This window comes from Thauera aromatica, from assembly GCF_023093595.1.
GTDB classification, from domain to species: domain Bacteria; phylum Pseudomonadota; class Gammaproteobacteria; order Burkholderiales; family Rhodocyclaceae; genus Thauera; species Thauera aromatica_A.
This window is the reverse complement of sequence record NZ_JALLIK010000077.1, coordinates 1-22,733: the sequence shown is the minus strand read 5'-3', so window position 1 is coordinate 22,733 and position 22,733 is coordinate 1. Positions and strand designations below refer to the sequence as shown.

Annotated in this window: 22 protein-coding genes; 9 read left to right on the top strand and 13 right to left on the bottom strand. The window is 67.3% G+C overall.

Annotation, left to right across the window (positions count from 1 at the left end; genetic code table 11):
- Positions 1 to 11 precede the first annotated feature (11 nt).
- Entirely contained in the window at positions 12 to 2,870 is a 2,859-nt protein-coding gene (locus MXC99_RS02730; protein ID WP_247724074.1) for a methyl-accepting chemotaxis protein, read from the bottom strand.
- Between the two features lie 455 nt (positions 2,871 to 3,325).
- Here MXC99_RS02730 and MXC99_RS02725 point away from each other — a divergent pair, with 455 nt between their 5' ends.
- Positions 3,326 to 4,183: an endonuclease/exonuclease/phosphatase family protein gene (locus MXC99_RS02725; protein WP_247724073.1), complete on the top strand. Its 858-nt coding sequence runs from the start codon at positions 3,326 to 3,328 to the stop codon at positions 4,181 to 4,183.
- A 43-nt stretch (positions 4,184 to 4,226) separates the two neighbouring features.
- On the opposite strand, the gene MXC99_RS02720 is transcribed toward MXC99_RS02725, so the two are convergent.
- From MXC99_RS02720 to MXC99_RS02710, 3 genes are all read right to left on the bottom strand, one after another.
- Positions 4,227 to 5,069 (bottom strand): DUF2189 domain-containing protein, encoded by an 843-nt coding sequence (locus MXC99_RS02720; RefSeq protein ID WP_247724072.1) that lies wholly within the window; start codon positions 5,067 to 5,069, stop codon positions 4,227 to 4,229.
- A gap of 66 nt (positions 5,070 to 5,135) precedes the next feature.
- A complete protein-coding gene (locus tag MXC99_RS02715) occupies positions 5,136 to 5,924 on the bottom strand; it encodes an alpha/beta fold hydrolase (RefSeq protein ID WP_247724071.1) in 789 nt (262 codons plus the stop codon).
- Between the two features lie 86 nt (positions 5,925 to 6,010).
- The gene (locus MXC99_RS02710) at positions 6,011 to 6,226 is read right to left on the bottom strand and encodes a YdcH family protein (RefSeq protein ID WP_107221280.1); all 216 of its coding nucleotides are present in this window, start codon (positions 6,224 to 6,226) and stop codon (positions 6,011 to 6,013) included.
- Between the two features lie 200 nt (positions 6,227 to 6,426).
- Between MXC99_RS02710 and greB the strand changes: the two genes are divergently transcribed.
- Both greB and htpG read left to right on the top strand, forming a co-directional pair.
- Positions 6,427 to 6,981, top strand: a complete 555-nt coding sequence (greB, locus tag MXC99_RS02705; RefSeq protein WP_107221279.1) for a transcription elongation factor GreB — start codon at positions 6,427 to 6,429, stop codon at positions 6,979 to 6,981.
- 103 nt (positions 6,982 to 7,084) lie between these two features.
- Entirely contained in the window at positions 7,085 to 9,016 is a 1,932-nt protein-coding gene (htpG, locus tag MXC99_RS02700) for a molecular chaperone HtpG (RefSeq protein WP_247724070.1), read from the top strand.
- A gap of 135 nt (positions 9,017 to 9,151) precedes the next feature.
- On the opposite strand, the gene MXC99_RS02695 is transcribed toward htpG, so the two are convergent.
- The 4 genes from MXC99_RS02695 to MXC99_RS02680 form a co-directional block, all read right to left on the bottom strand.
- Positions 9,152 to 10,117 (bottom strand): PDR/VanB family oxidoreductase, encoded by a 966-nt coding sequence (locus MXC99_RS02695; protein WP_247724069.1) that lies wholly within the window; start codon positions 10,115 to 10,117, stop codon positions 9,152 to 9,154.
- A gap of 87 nt (positions 10,118 to 10,204) precedes the next feature.
- On the bottom strand, positions 10,205 to 11,254 hold the full coding sequence (locus MXC99_RS02690) for an aromatic ring-hydroxylating oxygenase subunit alpha (RefSeq protein WP_247724068.1): 1,050 nt from the start codon (positions 11,252 to 11,254) through the stop codon (positions 10,205 to 10,207).
- A gap of 89 nt (positions 11,255 to 11,343) precedes the next feature.
- Positions 11,344 to 12,105, bottom strand: a complete 762-nt coding sequence (locus MXC99_RS02685; protein ID WP_247724067.1) for a GntR family transcriptional regulator — start codon at positions 12,103 to 12,105, stop codon at positions 11,344 to 11,346.
- A gap of 136 nt (positions 12,106 to 12,241) precedes the next feature.
- Positions 12,242 to 13,537: a chloride channel protein gene (locus MXC99_RS02680; RefSeq protein WP_247724066.1), complete on the bottom strand. Its 1,296-nt coding sequence runs from the start codon at positions 13,535 to 13,537 to the stop codon at positions 12,242 to 12,244.
- A 332-nt stretch (positions 13,538 to 13,869) separates the two neighbouring features.
- Here MXC99_RS02680 and MXC99_RS02675 point away from each other — a divergent pair, with 332 nt between their 5' ends.
- Positions 13,870 to 14,364 carry a MarR family winged helix-turn-helix transcriptional regulator gene (locus MXC99_RS02675; RefSeq protein WP_247724065.1) on the top strand — a complete coding sequence of 165 codons (495 nt, stop codon included), beginning with the start codon at positions 13,870 to 13,872 and terminating at the stop codon, positions 14,362 to 14,364.
- A 103-nt stretch (positions 14,365 to 14,467) separates the two neighbouring features.
- Here the strand turns inward: MXC99_RS02675 and MXC99_RS02670 are convergent, their stop codons facing one another.
- Positions 14,468 to 15,646: a vWA domain-containing protein gene (locus MXC99_RS02670; protein ID WP_247724064.1), complete on the bottom strand. Its 1,179-nt coding sequence runs from the start codon at positions 15,644 to 15,646 to the stop codon at positions 14,468 to 14,470.
- A 38-nt stretch (positions 15,647 to 15,684) separates the two neighbouring features.
- Positions 15,685 to 16,536, bottom strand: coding sequence for an AAA family ATPase (locus MXC99_RS02665; RefSeq protein WP_107221271.1), 852 nt, complete (start codon positions 16,534 to 16,536; stop codon positions 15,685 to 15,687).
- A gap of 158 nt (positions 16,537 to 16,694) precedes the next feature.
- On the opposite strand from MXC99_RS02665, the gene MXC99_RS02660 reads away from it, so the two are divergent.
- From MXC99_RS02660 to MXC99_RS02640, 5 genes are all read left to right on the top strand, one after another.
- Positions 16,695 to 17,015 (top strand): c-type cytochrome, encoded by a 321-nt coding sequence (locus tag MXC99_RS02660; RefSeq protein WP_247724063.1) that lies wholly within the window; start codon positions 16,695 to 16,697, stop codon positions 17,013 to 17,015.
- Between the two features lie 12 nt (positions 17,016 to 17,027).
- Positions 17,028 to 17,366 carry a c-type cytochrome gene (locus MXC99_RS02655; RefSeq protein WP_247724062.1) on the top strand — a complete coding sequence of 113 codons (339 nt, stop codon included), beginning with the start codon at positions 17,028 to 17,030 and terminating at the stop codon, positions 17,364 to 17,366.
- A gap of 30 nt (positions 17,367 to 17,396) precedes the next feature.
- Complete coding sequence (locus MXC99_RS02650) at positions 17,397 to 18,443, top strand: RNA methyltransferase (RefSeq protein ID WP_247724061.1); 1,047 nt, start codon at positions 17,397 to 17,399, stop codon at positions 18,441 to 18,443.
- A 120-nt stretch (positions 18,444 to 18,563) separates the two neighbouring features.
- Entirely contained in the window at positions 18,564 to 19,139 is a 576-nt protein-coding gene (locus MXC99_RS02645; protein WP_247724060.1) for a methylated-DNA--[protein]-cysteine S-methyltransferase, read from the top strand.
- Positions 19,140 to 19,141: 2 nt separating this feature from the next.
- A complete protein-coding gene (locus MXC99_RS02640) occupies positions 19,142 to 20,035 on the top strand; it encodes a DNA-3-methyladenine glycosylase 2 (protein WP_247724059.1) in 894 nt (297 codons plus the stop codon).
- Positions 20,036 to 20,085: 50 nt separating this feature from the next.
- On the opposite strand, the gene MXC99_RS02635 is transcribed toward MXC99_RS02640, so the two are convergent.
- The 3 genes from MXC99_RS02635 to MXC99_RS02625 all read right to left on the bottom strand — a co-directional run bounded on the left by MXC99_RS02635 (position 20,086) and on the right by MXC99_RS02625 (position 22,473).
- On the bottom strand, positions 20,086 to 20,541 hold the full coding sequence (locus MXC99_RS02635) for a DUF411 domain-containing protein (protein ID WP_247724058.1): 456 nt from the start codon (positions 20,539 to 20,541) through the stop codon (positions 20,086 to 20,088).
- An 86-nt stretch (positions 20,542 to 20,627) separates the two neighbouring features.
- Positions 20,628 to 21,206: a LysE family translocator gene (locus MXC99_RS02630; RefSeq protein WP_247724057.1), complete on the bottom strand. Its 579-nt coding sequence runs from the start codon at positions 21,204 to 21,206 to the stop codon at positions 20,628 to 20,630.
- 139 nt (positions 21,207 to 21,345) lie between these two features.
- Entirely contained in the window at positions 21,346 to 22,473 is a 1,128-nt protein-coding gene (locus tag MXC99_RS02625) for an aminotransferase class V-fold PLP-dependent enzyme (protein ID WP_247724056.1), read from the bottom strand.
- Positions 22,474 to 22,733 lie beyond the last annotated feature (260 nt).

Genomic DNA, 22,733 nt, shown 5'->3' with positions numbered 1-22,733 from the left:
TCCGGGGGCGCTCAGAAATCCCGCCATTCGTCTTCCCCCTGGGGGGCTGCGGCCAGGGCGGCGCGGGCCGGGCGGACGCGCTGCGGTGCGGCATCGATCGGACGTGCGGATGAGGCCGCACCGACGCTGGCGCTCAGCCGGGGGGCGGACAGCGAGGTCGGCGCGGGCAGACGCTGCACGCCCTCCTCGATGCGGAACACGCTGACCGAGTGGGCGAGCGACATCGACTGTTCCTTCAGCGATTCGGCGGCGGCGCTGGCCTGTTCGACGAGTGCGGCGTTCTGCTGGGTGACGTCGTCCATGTGGGCGATGGCGACGTTGACCTGCTCGATGCCGGTGCTCTGTTCGGCCGAGGCGGCGGAGATTTCGGCGACGACGTCGGTGACGTGGCGGACCGATTTGACGACATCGGCGATCACCCGCCCGGTTTCGTCGGCCAGGCTGGTGCCCTGTTCGATGCGCGCGACCGACTCCGAGATCAGGGTCTTGATTTCCTTGGCGGCGGCGGCCGAGCGCTGGGCCAGGCTGCGGACTTCGCCGGCGACCACGGCGAAGCCGCGCCCCTGTTCGCCGGCGCGGGCGGCCTCGACCGCAGCGTTGAGCGCCAGGATGTTGGTCTGGAAGGCGATGCCGTCGATCACGCTGATGATGTCGACGATTTTCTGCGCGGCCTGGTGGATGCCGCCCATGGTGCCGACCATCAGCTGCATGGCATCGGCGCCCTTGCCGGCGATGTCCGACGCGGAAACGGCCATCTGCTGGGCTTGATGGGCATTGTCGGCGTTCTGGCGCACGGTGGAGGTGAGCTCTTCGGTGCTGGCGGCGGTCTGTTCGAGGCTGGAGGCCTGCTGCTCGGTGCGCGCGGACAGATCCTGATTGCCCTTGGCGATCTGCTGGGCGGCGATGCTGACGGCGGAGGCGGCGTCGGCGATCTGGCCGATCATGCTGGTGAGCGCATCGACGGTCTGGTTGGTGTAGCTCTTCAATTCGCCGAAGGCGCCCTGGTAATCGCCCTCGATGCGACGGGTGAGGTCGCCGTCGGCCATCGCGCCGAGCACCGCATTGGCTTCACGCAGGCCGTTGTCGGCGGCTTCGAGCAGGCGGTTGATGTTGGCCGTGAGCTCGTGCAGGAATTCGTTCGTTCCGGTCTCTTCCAGGCGGGTGCCGAAATCGCCCTGGGCGGCGGCGCCGACGACCTTCTGGATCGCGCGCTGGGCAGCGAGTTCGTCGGTGCGGTCGCGCCATTCGCCGACCGAACCGATGCGCTCGCCGCGCCCATCGACGATCGGGCTGGTCACGATTTCGAATTCGCGACCACCGATGTCGAGCATGCCGCGAGTCGGCTGCGACAGGGTGAGGAGTCGCTGGCGCGCGCTTTCCGCGTCAGGGTAGAAACGGGTGATGTCGCTGCCGATGAAGCCGGCGGCGGTGAAGCCCGGCACCGTTTCCGCGATCGCCTGCTCGAGCCGCTGCACGGTTTTGTGCATGGCATGGTTGGCGTACAGCACCTTGCCGTCGAGGCTGGCGATGCGCACATTGGTGTCCACGCAGTCGAGGGCGACCTTGATCCGCAGCGCTTCGGCGGCGACGCGGCGCGCTTCGTTGACGTCGAAACCGAGCTTGATCTGCATCGATTGCAGCCCGTGCAGGACCTTGCCGACCTCGTCTTCGGCCTCGACGTGGATCGGGTTGTCGTACCTGCCTTCGGCGATGCGCTCGAAGATTTCGTTGGCCTGGCGCAGCGGGTGTACCACCGAGCGCACGATCAGCCGGCTCAACAGCACGGCGAGGGCGAGGGCCAGCGCGAGCGAGGCGATTGCGCCGTTGCGGATCCAGGCGCTGACCGTCTCGGTTTCGGCGAAGATCTGCTCGGCGGCGGTGCGATGGGCTTTGATCAGCGCCTCGGTGTGCTGGCGAACGTCGCCGTACAGCGGATTGACCTTCGTCAGGATCAGTTCGCCGGCTTCGGCATAGGCCCCGCCCAGGATGCGTTCGCGCGCCGGCATCACGCCTTCGTTGAGGAGCTTCTTGCGCGCATCGATATAGGCCTGGTTGAGTGCGGTCATCTCCGGGGTGCTGCGGGCGGTGTAGCCCTCCCACAGTTCGGTGATCCGTTCCGCATTGTGCAGGATGGCGTCGGTGTGGGCCGAGACCGGGTGGTCGTGCAGCTTGGCCAGGGTCGATTGCGGGTTGTGCTGGGTGGCCAGCAGCAGCTGGGCGCGGCTGTCGCCCGACAGGCGCAGGATCTGCTCGACGTCGTGCGCCGACGTGGCGTGATCCTGATAGACCCGCTCGAGCCCGCGCTGCAGGTAGGCGTCGAGCCCCAGGCCGACGATGGCACCGAGCACGAGGCCGGCCAGCAGGAACCCGACCAGACCGTACAGGCGGGTGCCCAGCGGCAGCGCCATCAGGCGCCCGGTGAGGCGCCGGATGCGGGACGGTTTCGGGGCCAGGTCGGCCTTGCCGGCCCGGATGTCGCGGTAGAGGGCGGCGGCCGCTTCGATCTGCTGGCGGGTGGGGCGGGAGCGCACCGACAGGTAGCCGGTGACGTGGCCGCCTTCGCGTATCGGGGTGACGTTGGCCACCACCCAGTAGTAGTCGCCGCTCTTGCAGCGGTTCTTGACCACGCCCGACCAGGGTTTGCCGGCCTTCAGGGTCTGCCACAGGTTCTCGAAAGCCTCGGGCGGCATGTCGGGGTGGCGCACGATGTTGTGCGCGCTGCCGACGAGTTCGTCCTCGGAGTACCCGCTGACACGCACGAAAATGTCGTTTACGTAGGTGATCACGCCGCGCAGGTCGGTGCGTGAAACGATGTTTTCACCTTCTCCGAGCAGTACTTCGGTGTCGGTGACCGGGAGATTCACTTTCATTGCCGTTTGCTTCCTTTTCGGAAAAACCGCTCACGCACGTTCAAATGGGACACCCTCGATGAGGGCGCCCGCGCTGTGGATTTCTCTGTGGAGGCACTGCAGTATGTATTTCGGCAACCATCGCACTGCTGTGATTGGATTGCCGGAAGCGTGGCATGCGGAACTGCCCGGTCTGCCGCTTCGTTTTTTTGTGTGTCTAATTTAAGCAGTTTGCGATTATCCCAGAGGCTTACTTCATTGGCAAGTTCGCGGAGCAGCGCCCCCCGGCTGCGGGCTATGGTCCGGCCGATCGGCTCTACAGGGCGGAGGCCAGGAAGATGAATTGCCGGAATTGGTTAACAATGCGTTCGGTGGGCAGTGGTGCCGGGGCACCTTCCAAAAATGTGCACCCACTAGTGCGCCCACGAAGGATCTGTTCCTATGAAGGTCTTGCCGTTACTGGGATTGAGGGCTGCATGAACATACTGAGCTGGAACATCCAGTGGGGCCGCGGGGCCGACGGGCGGGTCGATCTGGAGCGCACGGCGGCGGCGATCCGTGCCGCGGGTGCGTTCGATGTGATCTGTCTGCAGGAGGTGGCCGCGAATTTTCCCGGCCTGCCGGGCGGCGCGCGCGAGGACGAGCCGGACTTCTTCGCCCGTGCGTTTCCTGGTCATACGGCGGTGTTCGGCGCCGGGGTCGATGTTCCCGATGGGGAAGGCGGGCGGGCCTTTTTCGGCAACCTGGTGCTGTCGAGCGTGCCGGTGGGGCAGGTGTTCCGTCACTTGTTGCCGGCGCCGGCCGACCCTGGCCTGCCAAGCATGCAGCGAACCTGTGTGGAGGTGGTGGTGCAGGCACCGTGGGGTGCGCTGAGGGTGATGACGACCCATCTGGAATACTACTCGGTGCTCCAGCGGCAAGCCCAGATCCAGGCACTATGGGCGTTGCAGGCCGGACTGGCGGCGCAGGTGCGGCTGCCGGAAGAACGCTCCGGACGTGACGCCAATGCAACTTTTGCAGCCTGGCCGCGACCGGCGGCGGCGCTGGTGTGCGGGGATTTCAACTGCGAGCCGGGCTCGCCCGAACACCAGCGCATGCAGGCTGCGGCAGCGGTCGATGGCGTTCCGGTGTGGCTGGATGCCTGGAGGATCGCCCATCCGGGTGCAGCGCATGCGCCCAGTGTCGGAGTGCACGGCGCGGAGTGGCCCGGCCGCGCCTATTGCTGCGACTTTTTCTTCGTCAGCCCGGAACTGGCTCCCCGCGTGCGTGCCGTCCGGGTGCTGGAGGGCACTTCGGCGTCCGATCACCAGCCGGTCGTGCTCGAGCTGGGCTGAAGCTTGTCGCACCCGGCCGGCCGGTGGGAAATGGCGGCGGTGGTCACGGCGAATGCGGCGGTTCGACGAGTTCCCTGTAAGCGTGCCAGCTGGCATGGCCGATGATCGGCATCGTCACTACCAGGCCGACGTGGAAGCTCAGAAAGCCGATCGCGGTGAGGCTCACGATCAGGAAGGCCCATACCAGCATCGGTCCCGGGTTGCTCCGCAGCGCGTTGAAACTGGCGATCACCGCGCTGACGGCATCCTGGTTGCGGTCGAGCATCAGCGGAATGGAGACCACGCTCGCGGCGAAGACGATGGCGGCGAAAACCAGGCCGACGCCGAAGTACACCGCGAGGAATTCGAGGTTGCGCAGGCTGAGTACCTGGCCGATGAAATCCGATAGCGAAGGTAGCTCGCTGGTGTAGAAAAGGGCGAACACGATCATCGATGCGCGCGCCCACACCAGGAATACGACGCCGAGCACGACCACGAACACGCCGATGTTGCCGGCATTGCGCCGCCAGACGGTGAGGGTGGGGGCCAGCGCCGCGGGGGCCCCCAGTTCGCGGCGGCGGCTGATCTCGTACAGGCCCATGGCGAGGAAGGGGCCGAGCAGCAGGAAGCCGGTGGTGAGGGCGAAGGTGTATTCGTAGGCGCGGCGGAACACCATGGTGACGAGCAGGCCCATCGCGGCAAAGCAGAAGCCGTAGAACAGGCTGGGGCGCAGGCAGGCCTTGAGGTCGGCCGCGCCGAGCGCGATCCAGTGCAGCGGGGCGCCGAGGCCGACCGTGCGCACGCGCGGGAATGGAGTGGGGGAAGGGGGGGCGGTGCTGCCCGGTGCGTCGCCGTGCGCACGGCCGGAAAGGGGGGATTGCGGGGTCTCGTCGTTCTGTCGCGACATCTCTCTCTCCTTGGGGGCGGGGTTGCGCTGACTCTGTCGGTGTTCATTCCGGCGGCTGCGCGGTCTTCATCCGGGGGGGCACAGGGCTTCGATGATCGCGGCCGGCGCTTCGTCGATCATGCCGTGGCCGCAGTCGGGAAGTTCGAGCAGACGGGCATCGCAGCCCGCTTGCAGGGCCTGGAGCAGCGGGCGCGAGGTCTCCGTCGGGGTCATCCGGTCGTACGCGGCGCACAGCAGCAGGGTGGGGCAGCGCACGTGCGCAGCTGCGGCCAGGCCGTCCGGCCAGCGGTCGCAGGCGGCGAGATCGATGGCGAGGACGGTGGCCGGCTGGGCCTGCAAGCGTTCCAGGTTGGCCGCTTCCAGTGCCTGGCGGCGGGTTTCGCCGATGCGTTCGGCAGGGGCGAAGGAGAACTTGTTGATCAGGGCATGGGCCTGTGCCGGTTCGGTACGCGCGGCGTCGAGCAGGAAGGAGGCGACCGGCATCGGCGCCCGGCAGCCGAGCAAGAACAGTGCGCTGACCCGCTCCGGGGCGGCAGCGGCGGTGGCGAGCGCGACCAGCGCGCCCATGCTGTGGCCACCTAGCGCGAAGCGTTCGAGGCCGAGCGCATCGGCCAGCGCCAGCACCCAGGCCGCCATCGATGGGATGCCGGCCAGTGCGGGGCCGGCGCTGGCGCCGTGTCCGGGCAGATCGGGGGCGATCACGCGCCGGCCGGAGGCGACGAGGCCGCCGGCCACCGCCCGCCAGACTCCGTGGTCGTGCCCGGCGCCGTGGATCAGGAGCAAGGGGCGGGGGTCGGTGTGGAGGCCGTCGTCCGCGAGGGCGGCACGGCGGCCGTCGACTTCGATGGCGGTCATGGGAAAAGGCACGGTGGCGGAGATCGGCACGGCGGGCAGCCTTGTCCGATGAGCGGTAGCGGACGAAAGGGCGCCGCCGCTGGCGCTCAGGCGCGCTCGTCGGGGGTGAGCAGGTGCTCGATGGCGGCGATCCGGTCCTTGAGCGCCAGCTTGCGCTTCTTCAGCCGGCGCAGCATCAGCTCGTCGTCGCCGGGAGCCTGCGACAGGCGGGCGATCGCCTCGTCGAGGTCGCGGTGTTCGCTGCGCAGCTCTTCGAGGCGTGTGCGCAGGCTGGTCACTTCGTCGAAGGTTTCATCGCTCATGATGGGGCTGCCCTGTGTGGAGAGGATGCGGGCCGGCGCCCGCCCGGCCCGCGGACCGCTGGCGGCCGATGACCAATGGTATGCGTGGCGGTGTGGAATGACAACTTCGTGCCCCGTGCGCCCCCCGCCGCATCCACCACTGCGCCGGATTCTTCCTTACCATGCGCATTCCGTGCAGCACGAGAACGAGGACATCACCCGTGAACAAGGCATTCGTGAGGGAAGGCGAAGGCGCCGACGAGGACGAGGAGCTCGCTCCCGCCCTGCGCCTGCCGGCCGGCAGCAAGAACTACATGACCCGGCGCGGCTACGATGCGCTGCGGGTCGAGCTCGACCGGCTGGTGCGCATCGAGCGCCCGAAACTGGTGGAAACCGTGGCCTGGGCGGCGGGCAACGGCGACCGTTCGGAGAACGGCGATTACATTTACGGCAAGAAGCGGCTGCGCGAGATCGATCGCCGCATCCGCTTCCTGATCAAGCGCATCGAGAATGCCGAAGTCGTCGACCCCGAGCGCCAGCAGGGCCTGGAGCAGGTTTTTTTCGGCGCTACGGTCAGCTTCTGCGATCTTGAAACGGAGGAGGAGCAGCGTTGGCAGATTGTCGGCGTGGATGAAGCCGACGCCTCGCAGGGGCGCATCAGCTGGATTTCACCGCTGGCACGGGCGGTGCTGAAGGCGCGGGTCGGCGATGTGGTGCGCTTTCAGAGCCCGGCAGGGCTGCGCGAGATCGAAATCATCGACATCGCTTACGTCTGAACCGGCGGCCGGCGCAGGAACGGCAGGGCGCGGGGACTTGAAACTCCGCCCGGCGTCCCCATCTCCGCTTCCTCTGATCCGTAACCACGCTGGAGCCGTATCCATGTCCGAAACCGCCACCGCCTCCCAGACGCTGAATTTTCAGGCCGAAGTGAAGCAGCTGCTTCACCTGATGATCCACTCGCTGTATTCCAACCGCGAGATCTTCCTGCGCGAGCTCGTCTCCAACGCGTCCGACGCCTGCGACAAGCTGCGCTTCGAGGCGCTCGACAATGGCGCCCTCTACGAGGACGACAGCGAACTGAAGATCCGCATCGGCTTCGACGCCGAGGCGAAGACGATCACCGTTGCCGACAACGGCATCGGCATGAGTCGCGACGAAGCCGTCGCCCACCTCGGCACCATCGCCAAGTCGGGCACCAAGGAATTCTTCGGCAAGCTCACCGGCGACCAGAAGAAGGACGCCCACCTGATCGGCCAGTTCGGCGTCGGCTTCTACTCCGCCTTCATCGTCGCCGACAAGGTCACGGTGGTCACCCGCCGTGCCGGCCTGGCCGCCGCCGAAGGGGTGAAGTGGGAATGCTCGATGAGCGGCGACGAGGCCGGTGCCTACACCGTGGCGGCGGTGGAGAAGGCCGGCCGCGGCACCGAGATCACGCTGCACCTGCGCGAGGGCCAGGAAGACCTGCTGTCGGGCTGGAAGCTGAAGAGCCTGATCCGCAAGTACTCCGACCACATCGTCCAGCCGATCGTGATGAAGAAGGAGGAGTGGGACGAGGACAAGAAGGCCCAGGTGCAGACCGACGAGGACGAGACCGTCAACCAGGCCAACGCGCTGTGGACGCGGGCCAGGAACGACATCGCCGACGACGAGTACAAGGCCTTCTACAAGCACGTCGGCCACGATTACGACGAGCCGCTGGCGTGGACCCACTCGCGCGTCGAAGGCCGCCACGAATACACCAACCTGCTCTACGTCCCCGCGCACGCGCCCTTCGACCTGTGGGACCGCAACGCCAAGCACGGCATCAAGCTCTACGTGAAGCGCGTCTTCATCATGGACGACGCCGAGAAGCTGATGCCGACCTACCTGCGCTTCGTGCGCGGGGTGGTCGATTCGGCCGATCTGCCGCTCAACGTCTCGCGCGAAATCCTGCAGGAAAGCAAGGACATCGACGCCATCCGCTCGGGGTGCACGAAGAAGGTGCTCGGTCTGCTCGAAGGCCTCGCCACCAGCGACGAGACTGCCGACAAGGAGAAGTACGCCACCTTCTGGAAGGAATTCGGCAAGGTGCTGAAGGAAGGCGTCGGCGAGGACTTCGCCAACAAGGACAAGATCGCCGGCCTGCTGCGCTTCGCCTCGACCAAGGCCGACACCCCCGACGAGGTGGTGTCGCTCGCCGACTACATCGGCCGCATGAAGGAAGGCCAGGACAAGATCTACTTCGTGACCGCCGAGACCTTCAACGCCGCGAAGAACAGCCCGCATCTCGAGATCTTCCGCAAGAAGGGGATCGAGGTCCTGCTGCTCACCGACCGCGTCGACGAGTGGGTCACCGGCAACCTCACCGAGTTCGACGGCAAGCCGCTGGTGTCGGTGGCGAAGGGCGGGCTGGACCTCGGCGCGCTCGAGGATGAGGCCGAGAAGAAGGAAGCGGAGAAGGCCGCCGACGAATACAAGGAGCTGCTCGACAAGATGAGGGCGAGCCTGGGCGAGCGCGTCAAGGACGTCAAGGTCACGCTGCGCCTGACCGATTCGCCCGCCTGCCTGGTCGCCGACGAGCACGATCTGGGCATGAACCTGGCGCGCATCCTCAAGGCGGCGGGCCAGAATGCGCCGGAATCGAGGCCCATCCTCGAGATCAACCCGAATCACCCGGCGGTGCTGCGGCTGAAATACGAGGACAAGCACTTCGACGACTGGGCTGCGGTGCTGTTCGACCAGGCGCTGCTGGCCGAAGGCGGCACGCTCGATGATCCGGCGACCTTCGTCAAACGCATCAACCAGCTGATGATGGCGATGAGCGCAAGCTGATCCGGCGCCATCCCGCTCTTCGATGCCATCGCATGCATGGGCTTCGGCGCGAAGGGCGGGACATTGCGGAGCGGTCCGCAGGCGCCTCTTTCGCCCGCTCGCGGTCGTCACCGCCCCCCTTCCGGGGCGCGGCGATCAGAGATCGAGCACCAGGCGGGCTGATTTCGCGCGCGAGCAGCAGGGCAGGAACTGGTCGTTGGCGGCGCGCTCTTCCGGGCTCAGGTAGCTGTCGCGATGCTCGGGTTCGCCCTCGAGCACGCGCGTCAGGCAGGTGCCGCAAACGCCTTGCTCGCAGGCGTAGGGCATGTCAACGCCGGCGGCAATGAGCGCGGCGAGCACGGTCTGATCCTTTTCGACGTGAATGGTGCGCCCCGAGCTGGCGAGCTGGACCTCGAAGCCGCCATCGGCGCCGGAAGGTGCCGCCGCGGCGGCGAAGAATTCGTAGTGCAGTTGCGCCTCCGGCCAGCCCCCGGCACGGGCGTGGCTAAGCACCGCGTCCATGAAACCCCGCGGGCCGCAGACGTAGAGGTGATGGCCGGCTGCGGGCGGGGGGAGCGCGGCCTCGAGATCGAGCTTTTGCGCCGGCTCCCCATCATCGAAATGGAACGCCACCCGGGGGGCGAAAGCCGAGCCGCCGATACGCGCGAGGAAGGCGGTGCGCTCGCGCGAGCGGGTGCAGTAGTGGAGAGTGAAATCGGCCCCGATCACGGCCAGGCGTTCGGCCATGCACAGGATCGGCGTGATCCCGATGCCGCCGGCCAGCAGCACGCTGTGGCCGGCCTCGTGGGCGAGCGGGAAGTGGTTTTTCGGGGAGCTGATGCGCAACCGATCCCCTTCCCGGACCTGCTCGTGCATCGCCTGCGAGCCGCCGCGCGAGGCGGGGTCGCGCAACACCCCGATCAGGTAGCGGTGGCTCTCGGCGGGGTCGTTGCACAGCGAGTACTGGCGGATGAGGCCGTTGGGCAGATGGACGTCGATATGGGCGCCGGCGGAAAACGGGGGCAGGGGGCCACCATCGATGGCGACCAGTTCGAATGTTGCAATGTCGACCGCTTCGGCGGCCTTGCGCACGACGCGGACGTCCAGGGTCGGGGTGGTCATGATGCTCGTCCTCGCTGGGCGGGCCGTGGGCAGGCCCGCGGGAAAGAAGTTGTTGCGGCAGCGGCTGGAAAAAGGGAAGGTGCAGGATCAGGCGCCGATGTGCACGGCGGTGCCGCGTTCCAGCTCGACCAGGCGTTCCAGCATGCGCCGTGCCTGGATTCCGCCCATGTCGGTGTTCAGGCTCAGCAGCTTGCGTTCGGGCCAGCGCAGCAGGTTGCGCTGCTGCGATTCGAGCATTTCCAGGTCTTCGCTGAAGACCTTGCCCTGAGCTTCGCGGATGCGTGCGGTGAGTGCCGCGTCCTGCGGCTGGAAGTTGCGCGCCATGCCCCAGAAATACCACATCGTGGTCTCGGTTTCGGGCGTGATGAAATCGACCACGGTACCGCCGGCCTTGACTGCCGGGTCGGCGTCGAAACCGCCCTGGCCGGCATGGGCCACGCCGACGTCGATCAGGACCTGACCCGGCGGCGTGAATCGGCAGATCTGCCAGCGGTCGCAGGGGATGTCGTCGGCCAGCCGGTTACCGCGCAATGCCGCCTGCCAGAAGGGGGGCGGCAGGATGTTTTCCATGTACCGGCGGGTGATCACGGTGTCGCCTTCGACCCGCGTCGTGGGGGGGGCTTCGTCGAGCTCCTTCTGGCCGATGCTGTCGGTGTGCACGTATTTTTCGTGGGTCAGATCCATCAGGTTGTCGATCATCAGCCGGTAATCGCAACGGATGTAGTAGCGGCCGCCGCCGAAGGCCCAGTCCGGATTGTCGGCCCATTCCATGTGCGGCAGGCGGGCGGGGTCGGCCTGGGTCGGGTCGCCCGGCCAGATCCACACGAAACCGCCGCGCTCGACCACCGGGTAGCTGCGGATGCAGGGGAAGCCGCGCACGCGCTGGCCGGGCATGGCCACGGCCTTGCCGTCGCAGCCCATTTCGAGGCCGTGGTAGCCGCACACCAGCTTGCCGTCGACAACGCGGCCGAGTGACAGCGGTGCGCCGCGGTGCGGACAGAAATCTTCCACTGCGGCGGCGATGCCGCCCTCGGCTCGGTAGAGCGCGACCGGCTCGCCACAGATCGTGCGGCCGAGGGGTTTGCCTTCGATCTCGTCGGGTGTGCAGGCAACATACCAGGCGTTTCTGGGGAACATCTTGGAGGTCTCCTTGCTGGGGGCGGGTGGGGGATTCGTGTCGCTTTTATTGGGCGGTGGGGGAAGCGCGGGGGGCGAACAGCGCCGTTTCAGCGCGCCACGATCAGGCTGGCGCCTGGCACCAGCGCCTTGATTTGGGGGTTGGCGAGCGTGGTTTCGAGATTGCGCCGGGCGATGCGGGTGTGCTCGCGCATGAGCGCTTCGGCGCGGCTGCCTTCGCGTGCAGCCAGCGCTTCGATTACGGCACGATGCTGGGCGTTGGCGATCTGCAGCGTCAGCCGCGCATCGGGAGAGACCGCCTGCACGCGCAAAAAGGCATTGGGCGAGGCAAAGGGCAGCGCCTTGCAGCGTTCGAGCTGGCGCTGCACGACTTCGCTGGCGCAGGCCTGTTCGAGCCGCTTGTGAAAGCGGGCGTTGGCTTCGACGTAGGCGGTGAAGCCTTCATCGTCGAGTTCGGCGCTGGCCTCGAGTGCGATGTCGATGTCCCGGACGCTGGCGCGCAAAGCTTCGATCGATTCCGCCGTCACCCCACGCTCTGCCGCCAGCCGTGCGGCAAGGCCTTCGAGCGTGCCGCGGACTTCGATCGCGTCGCAGATTTCATCGAGCGAAAACGACTTCACCCTGAACCCGCCGGAACGGATCGGGTCGAGCAGCCCTTCTTCCTGCAGGCGAACGAGGGCGGTGCGGATGGGGGTGCGTGATATTCCGGTCAGTTCGGCGACGACCGGCTCGGAAATGCGCTCGCCGGCGGGTAATTCACCGTCCAGAATCATCTCGCGCAGGCGCAGCAGCGCGCGTACCGTCTGGGAAGGATTGTCCTCAGGGGCAGGAGAAAGGGCTTTTGTGATCATATGTATACATTAATTGCTTCATAGTTAAATATTAGACCATTTCAAGATGTTTTTATTGCTTGATGTATACATTAACGCAAGCTTCCCACGCCCGCCGTCTTCGGCGGAGCTACCCATCGAGGGCGACCCGGCGTGCTCAAGGCTGGATGGGCGGAAGTTTTTCCTTGCTTGCGGGGATCGCGCGATGCAGGCGCATTTCCGCGCGGCGCAGCCAGGGGTGGGACAGGGCATCGTAGAGGGGGACCGGCGCTACCGAGCGCGAGATGCCGTGGGCGACCACCGCGGTGGCCATCAGGGGCAGCAGCATCTGGTGATTGGCGGTCATTTCCATGACGATCACGAATGAAGTGATCGGCGCCTGGGTCATCGCGGCGAGGAAGGCGACCATGCCCAGCACCAGGATGGCGGGATCGGACTCGCCCGGCAGCAGCAGCGCGATGTCCGACCCCAGGCCCGCGCCGACCGCCAGTGCCGGTGCGAAAATGCCGCCCGGAATGCGCGCAACGAAGGCGAGCCAGATCACCGCCATCTTCATCGCCATGAAGGCCATCGGCAAGGCCGCGCTGCCTTCGAGCGCGGCCTTGGATTCGGCGTAGCCGGTGCCGTAGGTGAGGCCACCGCTGGCGAGGCCGATGACCCCGGTCGCCAGGCCGCAGGCGGCGGCGAAGGCGATCGGCCGGCTCAGCGCGAACACCCCGATCCGCCCCGGCAGCCCGCGCGAGGAGGCGATCAGCAAGCGTGCGAAGCCTCCTCCGAGCAGGCCGCCGGCGACGCCGCAGGAAAGCACCGGCCAGATCCCGTCGGGCCAGCCGATGGCGGCCGGAGTGCGGCCGAAGTAGGTGTAGTTGCCCAGTACCGCGAGCGACATCAGGCCGGCGAAGATGACTGCGGCGAGGGTGGTGCTGTTGGCGCGGAAGGCGCGGTGGCGGCACATCTCCTCGATTGCGAACATGATGCCGCCGAGCGGGGTGTTGAACGCCGCGGCGATACCGGCGCCGCTGCCGGCGACGATCAGGTCGCGGCTCGATGCGATGCGCCGGCGCTTGCGCCCGGCCAGCAGGTGCATGATCGATGCGCCGACCTGCACCGACGGTCCTTCACGCCCGATCGAGGCGCCCGAGAGCAGCCCGCCCAGGGTCAGGAACACCTTGGCGATGGCGATGCGCAGCGACAGCAGCTGGCGGCGCACGTGATTGTCATCCGACATCGCGGCTGCGATCGCCTGCGGAATGCCGCTGCCTTCGGTGCCGGGGAACAGCCGCCGGGGCAACCAGGCGAGGATGGCAAAGCCTGCGGGGGCGACGACCAGGCTCAGCCAGGGGCGCTCGTGCATCAGTCCGGCATGGGTTTCGATGGCGAGTTCGGCACCGATCGCGAACAGGATGGCGATCAGCCCGGCGAGCAGGGCTGCGCCGACCAGCAGGAGTCGCACCCGCCAGCGCCGCAGCGAAAGCCAGGGTAGTGCGTAGCGCCGGCCTCCCCGTACTACGCGGTGGAGCGCCCATCGGGAGGGGGAGGGTTTGGGCCGGGCCGGATGGGATTCGGCGTTCATCGGGGTCTCTGGGGCGATACGCAATCCTGCGATCACCGAAGCGAACGGTGTGAGTGGGATGGCGCGGGTGAAAGCGGAACGGTGGCCGAGCCTTTTTGCTGCGCCTCGCATGCGCAGGGTCAACGATACCGCTACCATATGGCTTGTGGCAGGGTGTGATGTTTTTTTGACAATAATGATTTGAGAAAATATAGTTCGAGCGAGATTTTTAAATGGCGGAAACGCAACACAAACCGAAGAAACCGGCAACACCGCTTTCCGTGCTGCAGCGCTTCAGGATCCTCATCCGTACTGCACAGCGCCACTCCCAGTGGATTGAGCGCAAGAGCGGGGTGACCGGCGCTCAGCTGTGGGCACTACAGGAACTCAAGGAGGCGGCGGGGTTGCGCGTGGGCGAGTTGGCCAACCGGATGGCGCTGCATCAATCCACCGCATCCAACATGGTCGACCGGCTCGAGACCGCCGGCCTGCTGCGCAAGGAGCGCACCAGCGCCGACCAGCGTGTGGTCAGGCTGTACCTCACCGACGAGGGGGTGGCTCTGATGGGGCGGGCGCCATCGCCGGCGCGCGGTGTGCTGCCCGAGGCGTTGCGCCTGATGGACGAGGACGGTCTGTCGAGTCTGCAAAGCGAGCTTGACAACCTGTTGCACCAGATCAAGAACCTGGACGAAGGTTTCGGCATGCAGCCGCTACCGTTCACCGAGTGATTCACGGCAGGCCCGCTGCAGGCCGGCCGGAACACCGTGTTTCACGCAAAGTTTTGTACTTGTGTGGACAGCAGTTGGGGCGGCCGTCAGGCCGCCTCTTTTTTTAGTGTTTCTTCGACAGCGATTGCATCGCCCGGGCGATGCCGTCGAGGCTCAGCGGGAACATGCGCGTGCCCATGATCTGGTGGATCAGCTCGATCGACTGGCGGTAGGGCCACAACCGTTCCGGCTCCGGATTGAGCCAGGCCGCAGCGGGGTAGGCATCGAGGAGCCGCCGCAGCCAGGCGGCACCGGGTTCGGGGTTCATGTGCTCCACCGAACCGTGCGGGTGCAGGATCTCGTAGGGGCTCATGGTGGCGTCACCGACGAAGATCAGCTTGTAGTCCGGGCCGTACTTGTGGATCACGTCGAGCACGGGGGTACGTTCGTTGTAGCGACGGCGGTTGTCGCGCCACACGCCCTCGTAGACGCAGTTGTGGAAATAGAAATACTCGAGATGCTTGAATTCGAGCCGGCAGGCGGAAAAGAGCTCCTCGCACACCTTGACGTGGTCGTCCATCGAGCCGCCGACATCGAGAAAGAGCAGCACCTTGACCGCGTTGTGGCGCTCGGGCCGCATCATCAGGTCGAGCCAGCCGGCGTTGCGCGCGGTGGCGGCGATGGTGCCGTCGAGGTCGAGTTCTTCGGCCGCGCCGTCGCGGGCGAAGCGGCGCAGACGACGCAGCGCGACCTTGATGTTGCGTGTGCCCAACTCGACCGAATCGTCGAGGTTGCGGAATTCGCGCTTGTCCCACACCTTGACCGCCGTGCGGCTGCCTGCCGATTCGCCGCCCACGCGGATGCCTTCGGGGTGGGTGCCGTTGTTGCCGAAGGGTGAGCTGCCGCCGGTTCCGATCCACTTGCTGCCGCCCTGGTGGCGCCCCTTCTGTTCCTTCAGGCGCTTACGGAACTCCTCCATCAGCTTGTCCCAGCCGAGCTTTTCCAGCTTCGCGCGTTCTTCAGCCGAGAGATGCTTCTTCATCATCGCCCGCAGCCAGTCTTCGGGCAGTTCGGCGTCCAGGCCGGGAATCTCGGTGACGCCCTTGAAGTACTCGCCGAAGGCCTGGTCGAAGCGGTCATAGAGCGACTCGTCCTTGACCAGGCAGGTGCGCGCGTAGAAATAGAAATCGTCGATCGAATGGCCGCAGACGCGGTCGCGCAGGCCTTCGAGCACGGTCAGAAACTCGCGCGTCGACACCGGCAGCTTGCGTGCCTTGAGGTGCAGGAAAAAGTCGATCAGCATTGCCGTGGCGTCCTTCGGGCTGCGAACACGGTCCGGTCTCAGCGGTTGAGGCGGGCCATGTGGACCAGGCGCTCGAACAGGTGCATGTCCTGCTCGTTCTTCAGCAGGGCGCCGTGCAGCGGCGGAATGGACGCCTTGTTGTCGGTGCTGCGCAGGGCTTCGGGCGGAATGTCCTCGGCCACCAGCAGCTTGAGCCAGTCGATCAGCTCGGAAGTAGACGGTTTCTTCTTCAGCCCGGCGACGTCGCGCAGGCCGAAGAATACTTCGAGCGCTTCGGTGAGCAGCGTCTTGCGGATGTCGGGGAAATGCACATCGACGATGCGCTGCATCGTCTCGCGGTCGGGAAACTTTATGTAGTGGAAGAAGCAGCGGCGCAGGAAGGCGTCGGGCAGCTCCTTCTCGTTGTTGGAAGTGATGAAGACGATCGGCCGGTGGCGTGCCTGCACCGTCTGGCGCGTTTCGTACACATGGAATTCCATGCGGTCGAGTTCGCGCAGCAGGTCGTTGGGGAATTCGATGTCGGCCTTGTCGATCTCGTCGATCAGCACCACGGTCGGCTGGTCGGCCTCGAAGGCCTGCCACAGCACCCCCTTGACGATGTAGTTGGCGATGTCCTTGACGCGATCGTCACCGAGCTGCGAGTCGCGCAGGCGCGACACCGCGTCGTATTCGTACAGGCCCTGCTGGGCCTTGGTGGTGGACTTGATGTGCCACTGCAGCAGCGGCAGGCCGAGGGCGCTGGCGACCTCTTCGGCGAGCATGGTCTTGCCGGTGCCGGGCTCGCCCTTGATCAGCAGCGGGCGCTGCAGGCGGATTGCCGCATTGACGGCGAGCATCAGGTCGGGGGTGGCGACATAGTCCTTGGAACCATCGAAGCGAAGTGCAGACATCCGGGAATCCTCTGATTATTTCCCCGCGATTATAGAGCTAGCGTTATGAAAAAGCCGGCAAAATGGCGGAGTCGGAGGTGTTCGTGCCGGATTCCGCACGCAGACCGGATGCCGCTCGAGCTCAAGCGTGCGGCAACCTACCCAACGGAGGTCTCACCATGCGGGGACGTGATCTGGTTTGCGGCATTGCGCTGGCGGCGCTGCTGTCGCCGGTACTGGGCGCGGGAGGGGAGCCCGGCGCGTGGCAGGCGAAGCTGTCGATGTGCGTCGGCTGCCACGGCATCGAGGGCTATCGCACCGCGTTCCCCGAAGTCTATTCGGTGCCCAAGCTCGGCGGCCAGTATCCCGAATACATCGTCAGTGCGCTGAAAGCCTACAAGGCGGGGGAGCGCAGCCATCCGACCATGCAAAGTATTGCCGCAGGCCTGTCCGAAGAGGACATGGCGGCTTTGGCGGCCTATTACGGCACTGCGCGCTGAACGGAGGTGGGCATGGAATCCGGACGTTCTTCCATTTGGCGCACCGCCATCCTGGTGCTGCTGGCGCTGGGCAGCTCGCTCCCTGCCCAGGCCGGCGATGCCGCCCGCGGCAAGGACAAATCCCAGGTCTGCGCCGCCTGCCACGGAGCCAACGGCAACAGCCCGACGCCTGCGTTTCCGCGCATCGCCGGCCAGCACGAGGATTACCTGCTGCAGGCCCTGCTCGACTACAAGGCCGGCCGGCGCAAGAATCCGATCATGGCCGCGCAGCTCGAGAACCTGTCGAAGCAGGATCTCGGCGACCTCGCCGCCTGGTTCGCCGCCCAGCAGGGGCTGTACGTCAAGCGCTGAGGCTGCGGGGGTGCTAGCATGCGCCCCGCCATGAAAATCGAACACATCCGCCACCGGCTGCGTGCGCTTGGCGCCAAACCTGCCCACGAAGCCCGGCTGCTGCGCGCCTGGCTGCAGGGTACGGCGCTCGATGGCGGCCCGCGCGCCGACGCCACCCGCCTGCCCAAAGGGGTGCTCGAAGCCTTGCCCGGGCTGACCCAGGAACTCGACGCCCTGGCCCGCCTGCGCTCGTCCCATCCCGGTGAGGACGGCTCCATCCGCCTGCTGCTCGGCCTCGGCGACGGCCAGGCGGTCGAGAGCGTGCTGCTGCCGCGCGACGGCCTGTGCGTGTCGACCCAGGTCGGCTGCGCGGTGGGCTGCATTTTCTGCATGACCGGGCGTGACGGTCTGCTGCGCCAGCTCGGCAGTGCCGAGATCGTCGCCCAGGTTGCGCTCGCGCGCCGCCAGCGGCGGGTGCACAAGGTCGTCTTCATGGGCATGGGCGAGCCGGCGCACAACCTCGACAACGTCGTCGACGCGATCGAACTGCTCGGCACCGAGGGCGCGATTCCGCATAAGAACCTGGTGTTCTCCACCGTGGGCGATGCGCGGGTGTTCGAACGCCTGCCGCAGATGCGGGTCAGGCCGGCGCTGGCCTTGTCGCTGCACTCCACCCGGGCCGAGCGTCGTGTCCGGCTGCTGCCGCGCGCGCCGCGCATCGATCCGGCCGAGCTGGTCGAGCGTGGCGAGGCCTATGCACGCGCTACCGGCTACCCGATCCAGTACCAGTGGACGCTGATCGAGGGCGTGAACGACGGCGAGGATGAACTCGAAGGCATCGTCCGCCTGCTTGCGGGCAAGTATGCGGTGATGAACATGATCCCGTTCAACCGCGTCGATGGCCTGGATTTCCGCCGCCCGAACTGGGAGCGTGCGGCCGAGATCGCGCGCTGGCTGCACCAGCATCGCATCCTCACCAAGTTGCGCCGCTCCGCCGGGCAGGACGTCGATGCCGGTTGCGGACAGCTGCGTGCGCGTGCGATCCAGGCCGGTTTCGCCCGGCCCGAACGCGCGTGCGCGCGCCCTGCCGGCATTTGAGCGGTTTCGCCGAGGCGAAGGCGGCCGGGGTAATTCCGGAACACGCCGCGGAGCGCCGCTCTGGCCGCAAGGCACGGACTGCCGTCACCGCACCGATTGCAGCAAGGAGATCCGCCAACCATGGCCGCTGACATCGAACATCGCGCCGCCGCCACGCCGGGGGCGCGTGCGAGCCGCTACCGCAGCGGCGGCGCCAGGAGCGAAATCCGCTTCGCCGTCGGCCAGTGTGCGCTCGGTGCCATCCTGGTCGCCGCCAGCGCGCAGGGCGTGTGCGCGATCCTCCTCGGCGACGACTCCGACATGCTGATGCGCGAGTTGCAGGACCGCTTCCCGCGCGCGACCCTGATCGGCGGTGACGTGGAGTTCGCGCAGTTGGTGACGAAGGTGGCCGGTTTCGTCGAGACGCCGCGACTCGGCCTCGAGCTGCCGCTCGACGTCCGCGGTACCGCTTTCCAGCAGCGCGTGTGGCAGGCGCTGCGGCAGATCCCTCCTGGCACGAGCTTGAGCTACCGCGAGCTGGCCGCGCGTATCGGCGCGCCGACGGCGGTGCGCGCGGTAGCCGCGGCCTGTGCAGCGAACGCGATCGCGGTCGCGATCCCCTGCCACCGGGTCGTGCGCAGCGACGGCGGCCTTGCCGGTTACCGCTGGGGCATCGAGCGCAAGCGCGCCCTGCTCGAGCGCGAAGCGAAGGGCTGAGCATGGCTTTGCGCTGCGAGATCGCGCTGCCGCGGGACTTTCGTCCCGCCGATGTGCTCGCCTTCCACCGCCGCGACCCGCAGCAACTGGCCGAGCGCGTCGAAGCCGGCCTGCTGCACAAGGGCATCGCCTGGGAAGGGCGGCCCGCCTGCCTGACGATTCGTTTCGAGGCGCAGCGGGCAGAGCTCGTGCTCGCCATTGATGGCCTGCCGACGCCGACGCTTGCGACAGCGGTGCTGGAGCGGCTTGCCCGGCGCATGCTCGGGCTGATGCAGCCGGTCGCCGAGTTCGAACGTACCCATGCCCGCCATCCGCAGCTCGGCCCCTTGATCGCGCGCAACCGCGGCCTGCGCGTGCCGCTTGCGCCGACGCCGTTCGAGGCCTTGAGCTGGGCGATCACCGGCCAGCAGATCAGCCTCGGTGCGGCGGTGTCGCTGCGTCGCCGCCTGATCGCGGCTGCGGGCCTGCGCCATTCGGGTGGACTCGCCTGCTATCCCGACGCCCGCAGCCTGCTGCGGCTGGGCGAGGAGGCGCTACGCGCCGCCGGTTTTTCGCGGGCCAAGGGGCAGGCGCTGCGTGCGCTGGCCGACGCCGTGATGCAGGGGCGGCTGCCGCTCGAGCGCTGGGTGGAAGACCCGCCGGCGGACGAGATCCGTGCCGAGTTGCTGCGCCTGCGCGGCATCGGACCATGGACGGTCGATTACGCGCTGCTGCGCGGTTTCGGCTGGGTCGACGGCTCGCTGCACGGCGATGCCGCGGTGCGCCGTGGTCTGCAGGCGCTGCTCGGCACGGCGGAGCGCCCGAACGCGGATCAGACCCGGCGCTGGCTTGCGCCTTTCAGCCCGTGGCGGGCGCTGGTCGCCGCCCACCTGTGGACGCTGGCGGCGCTCGCCTGAGCGCCGCCGGGCGGGCCGCGGAGGGCCGCTGCCGGGCAGGCCGGATCCGGTCAGTGGCTGGCGAAAACCGCGGTCTTGCCGCGGGCGTCGAAGCTGACGACATCGTAGCGGTCGGCCGGGTAGGGGCCTTCCATGCCGGGCGAGCCCTGCGGCATGCCGGGTGCGGAGAGGCCGGCGATTGCGGGCTTCTCGGTGAGCATGCGCCTGACGTCGGCGGCCGGGACGTGGCCTTCGATGACGTAGCCGCCGACCTTCGCCGTGTGACAGGAACCGAGCGCCTGCGGCACGCCGGCGGTGCGCTTGACCTCGCTCATCTGCGGGGTGGCGATCTCCTTCACGCTGAAGCCGTGGGTGCGCATGTGCTCGGCCCACTTGCCGCAGCAGCCGCAGTTCGGATCCTTGTACATGGTGACTTCGGTGCCGGCAGCGAAGGCCGGAACGATGCCGGCGAGGGCGAGCAGGGCGCCGGCGAGCAGGCGGCGCGGGCGGATGAGTGGGGGGGGCATGGTGCATTTCTCCTGGAAAACCGGATGCGGGCCGTTCGCCTCTGCGCGCGCGGGTGGCCGCAGCGCAGGGCTGTTGCGGCACGGCATCAACCCGATCGTTGCATGGATAGCGTGTACATTCCAGCCCCGACCAGGCAGCCGGCGCCGCTGCGGTTGCACAGCCGGCGTACGTCCGCTCGGGCCAGGCGGCTGCGGAAGCGGGCCGCGGTGATGGCGTAGCCAAGCAGGACGCAGAAGGCGATGGCCGTGAACGTCGTGCCGAGCAGCAGCATCTGCGGCAGGGCGGGGTCGGCCGGGCGGATGAACTGGGGCAGGAAGGCCGCGTAAAAGGCCAGTCCCTTCGGGTGCAGCACATTCACCGTGAAGGCCCGGAGGATGATCCGGGCCGGGCGCGTCTCCTGCCTGCCGGTGCCCGCCTCGGCCTGCACCGGCGCACGCCACAGGGTAATGCCGAGATAAATCAGATACGCCGCCCCGAGCCATTTCAGCACCAGGAACCATTCGGCCGACGTCGCCAGCACTGCACCGAGGCCGAGGAAAGTGAGGGACATCGCCACGATGTCGCCGAGGCAGACGCCAAGGATGCTGAACAGGGCGTTGCGCAGCCCTGCCGACAGGGCATGGCCGGTGACCAGGAGCACGGTCGGGCCGGGAATCAGGATCACGGCGAAGGCCGCTGCAGCGAAGCCGGGCAGAAGTTGTAGCGAATCCATGGTGTGGGGCCTGGAGGGCGCAAGTCCGGAAGAGGGGGCGGGGGGGGCGCGGCCCCGGGCGGGGTGCTGCGCCCGCCCGCCGGAGGGCGGCTTACAGTACCTGGTCGAGCGCCTTTTCCAGCGTCGCCACGCAGCGGTCGACGTTGTGCAGCTTGTCGAGGCCGAACAGGCCGAGGCGGAACGTCTTGAAATCGGCCGGCTCGTCGCACTGCAGCGGTACGCCGGCGGCGATCTGCAGGCCGGCGGCGGCGAACTTGGCGCCGCTCTTGATGGCGTCGTCGTCGGTGTAGCTGACCACCACTCCGGGGGCCTGGAAACCGTCGGCGGCGACGCTGCGGATGCCGCGCGCTTCGAGGGCGGCTCGCACGCGGGCGCCGAGTTCGAGCTGCTCGGCCTTGACCTTGTCGAAGCCGTAGGCTTCGGTCTCGCGCATCACCTCGTACAGCTTGACCAGGCCGTCGGTGGGCATGGTGGCGTGGTAGGCGTGGCCGCCGCCTTCGTAGGCTTCCATGATCTGCAGCCACTTCTTCAGGTCGCAGGCGAAGCTGGTGCTGGTGGTGGCGTCGATGCGCGCGCGCGCGGCCGCGCCCAGCATCACCATCGCGCAGCACGGCGAGGCGGTCCAGCCTTTCTGCGGGGCACTGACGAGGATGTCGACGCCGGCCGCTTCCATGTCGACCCAGATCGTGCCGGAGGCGATGCAGTCGAGCACGAACAGACCGCCCACTTCATGCACCGCGTCGGCCACCGCGCGCAGGTAGGCGTCGGGCAGGATCATGCCGGAGGAAGTCTCGACATGGGGGGCGAACACGAGGTCGGGCTTGTGCTCGCGGATCGCGGCGACGACTTCGTCGATCGGCGCCGGGGCGAACGGCGCCTGCGGGCCGGCGGCGAGCGGACGGGCCTTCAACACGACCGAGGCGGCGGGGATGCTGCCGGCCTCGAAGATCTGGGTCCAGCGGTAGCTGAACCAGCCGTTGCGGATCACCAGGGTGTTCTTGCCGGTGGCGAACTGGCGTGCCACCGCTTCCATGCCGAAGGTGCCGCTGCCGGGCACGATCGCCACCGCCTGGGCGTGGTAGACCTTCTTCAGCAGCGCCGACAGGCCGCGCATGACGCCCTGGAAGGTCTTCGACATGTGGTTCAGCGAACGGTCGGTATAGACGACGGAATATTCGAGCAGGCCATCGGGATCGACATCGGGCAGCAGTCCGGGCATGGAAACCTCCAGAAAAAATGGACGTGATGGGGGCGCGGTGCAGGCCGGCCATTGCTTGCGGCCAGGCTTCGCGCGGCGCATTGGCGCAAAAACATCATTCTATCGGCTCGTGCCCGCCTGTGCGCGCCCGCTCGAGCGCAGCCCGCCGAGCTCAGAGCTTGTGAACTTTTCGGTCACGCCCGCCGAAGGGGGCGCGAGTGGGTTTGTGACCGCCGTGGGGGCCAGATGATCTATTGAGCATGAAGGTGCTCGCGTTATCG

Bases quoted from the DNA above. Each gene is read 5' to 3' on its own strand.
- MXC99_RS02730 (WP_247724074.1), bottom strand. From the start codon at position 2,870: ATGAAAGTGAATCTCCCGGTCACCGACACCGAAGTACTGCTCGGAGAA.
- MXC99_RS02725 (WP_247724073.1), top strand. From the start codon at position 3,326: ATGAACATACTGAGCTGGAACATCCAGTGGGGCCGCGGGGCCGACGGG.
- MXC99_RS02720 (WP_247724072.1), bottom strand. From the start codon at position 5,069: ATGTCGCGACAGAACGACGAGACCCCGCAATCCCCCCTTTCCGGCCGT.
- MXC99_RS02715 (WP_247724071.1), bottom strand. From the start codon at position 5,924: ATGACCGCCATCGAAGTCGACGGCCGCCGTGCCGCCCTCGCGGACGAC.
- MXC99_RS02710 (WP_107221280.1), bottom strand. From the start codon at position 6,226: ATGAGCGATGAAACCTTCGACGAAGTGACCAGCCTGCGCACACGCCTC.
- htpG (WP_247724070.1), top strand. From the start codon at position 7,085: ATGTCCGAAACCGCCACCGCCTCCCAGACGCTGAATTTTCAGGCCGAA.
- MXC99_RS02695 (WP_247724069.1), bottom strand. From the start codon at position 10,117: ATGACCACCCCGACCCTGGACGTCCGCGTCGTGCGCAAGGCCGCCGAA.
- MXC99_RS02690 (WP_247724068.1), bottom strand. From the start codon at position 11,254: ATGTTCCCCAGAAACGCCTGGTATGTTGCCTGCACACCCGACGAGATC.
- MXC99_RS02685 (WP_247724067.1), bottom strand. From the start codon at position 12,105: ATGATCACAAAAGCCCTTTCTCCTGCCCCTGAGGACAATCCTTCCCAG.
- MXC99_RS02675 (WP_247724065.1), top strand. From the start codon at position 13,870: ATGGCGGAAACGCAACACAAACCGAAGAAACCGGCAACACCGCTTTCC.
- MXC99_RS02670 (WP_247724064.1), bottom strand. From the start codon at position 15,646: ATGCTGATCGACTTTTTCCTGCACCTCAAGGCACGCAAGCTGCCGGTG.
- MXC99_RS02665 (WP_107221271.1), bottom strand. From the start codon at position 16,536: ATGTCTGCACTTCGCTTCGATGGTTCCAAGGACTATGTCGCCACCCCC.
- MXC99_RS02660 (WP_247724063.1), top strand. From the start codon at position 16,695: ATGCGGGGACGTGATCTGGTTTGCGGCATTGCGCTGGCGGCGCTGCTG.
- MXC99_RS02655 (WP_247724062.1), top strand. From the start codon at position 17,028: ATGGAATCCGGACGTTCTTCCATTTGGCGCACCGCCATCCTGGTGCTG.
- MXC99_RS02650 (WP_247724061.1), top strand. From the start codon at position 17,397: ATGAAAATCGAACACATCCGCCACCGGCTGCGTGCGCTTGGCGCCAAA.
- MXC99_RS02645 (WP_247724060.1), top strand. From the start codon at position 18,564: ATGGCCGCTGACATCGAACATCGCGCCGCCGCCACGCCGGGGGCGCGT.
- MXC99_RS02640 (WP_247724059.1), top strand. From the start codon at position 19,142: ATGGCTTTGCGCTGCGAGATCGCGCTGCCGCGGGACTTTCGTCCCGCC.
- MXC99_RS02635 (WP_247724058.1), bottom strand. From the start codon at position 20,541: ATGCCCCCCCCACTCATCCGCCCGCGCCGCCTGCTCGCCGGCGCCCTG.
- MXC99_RS02625 (WP_247724056.1), bottom strand. From the start codon at position 22,473: ATGCCCGGACTGCTGCCCGATGTCGATCCCGATGGCCTGCTCGAATAT.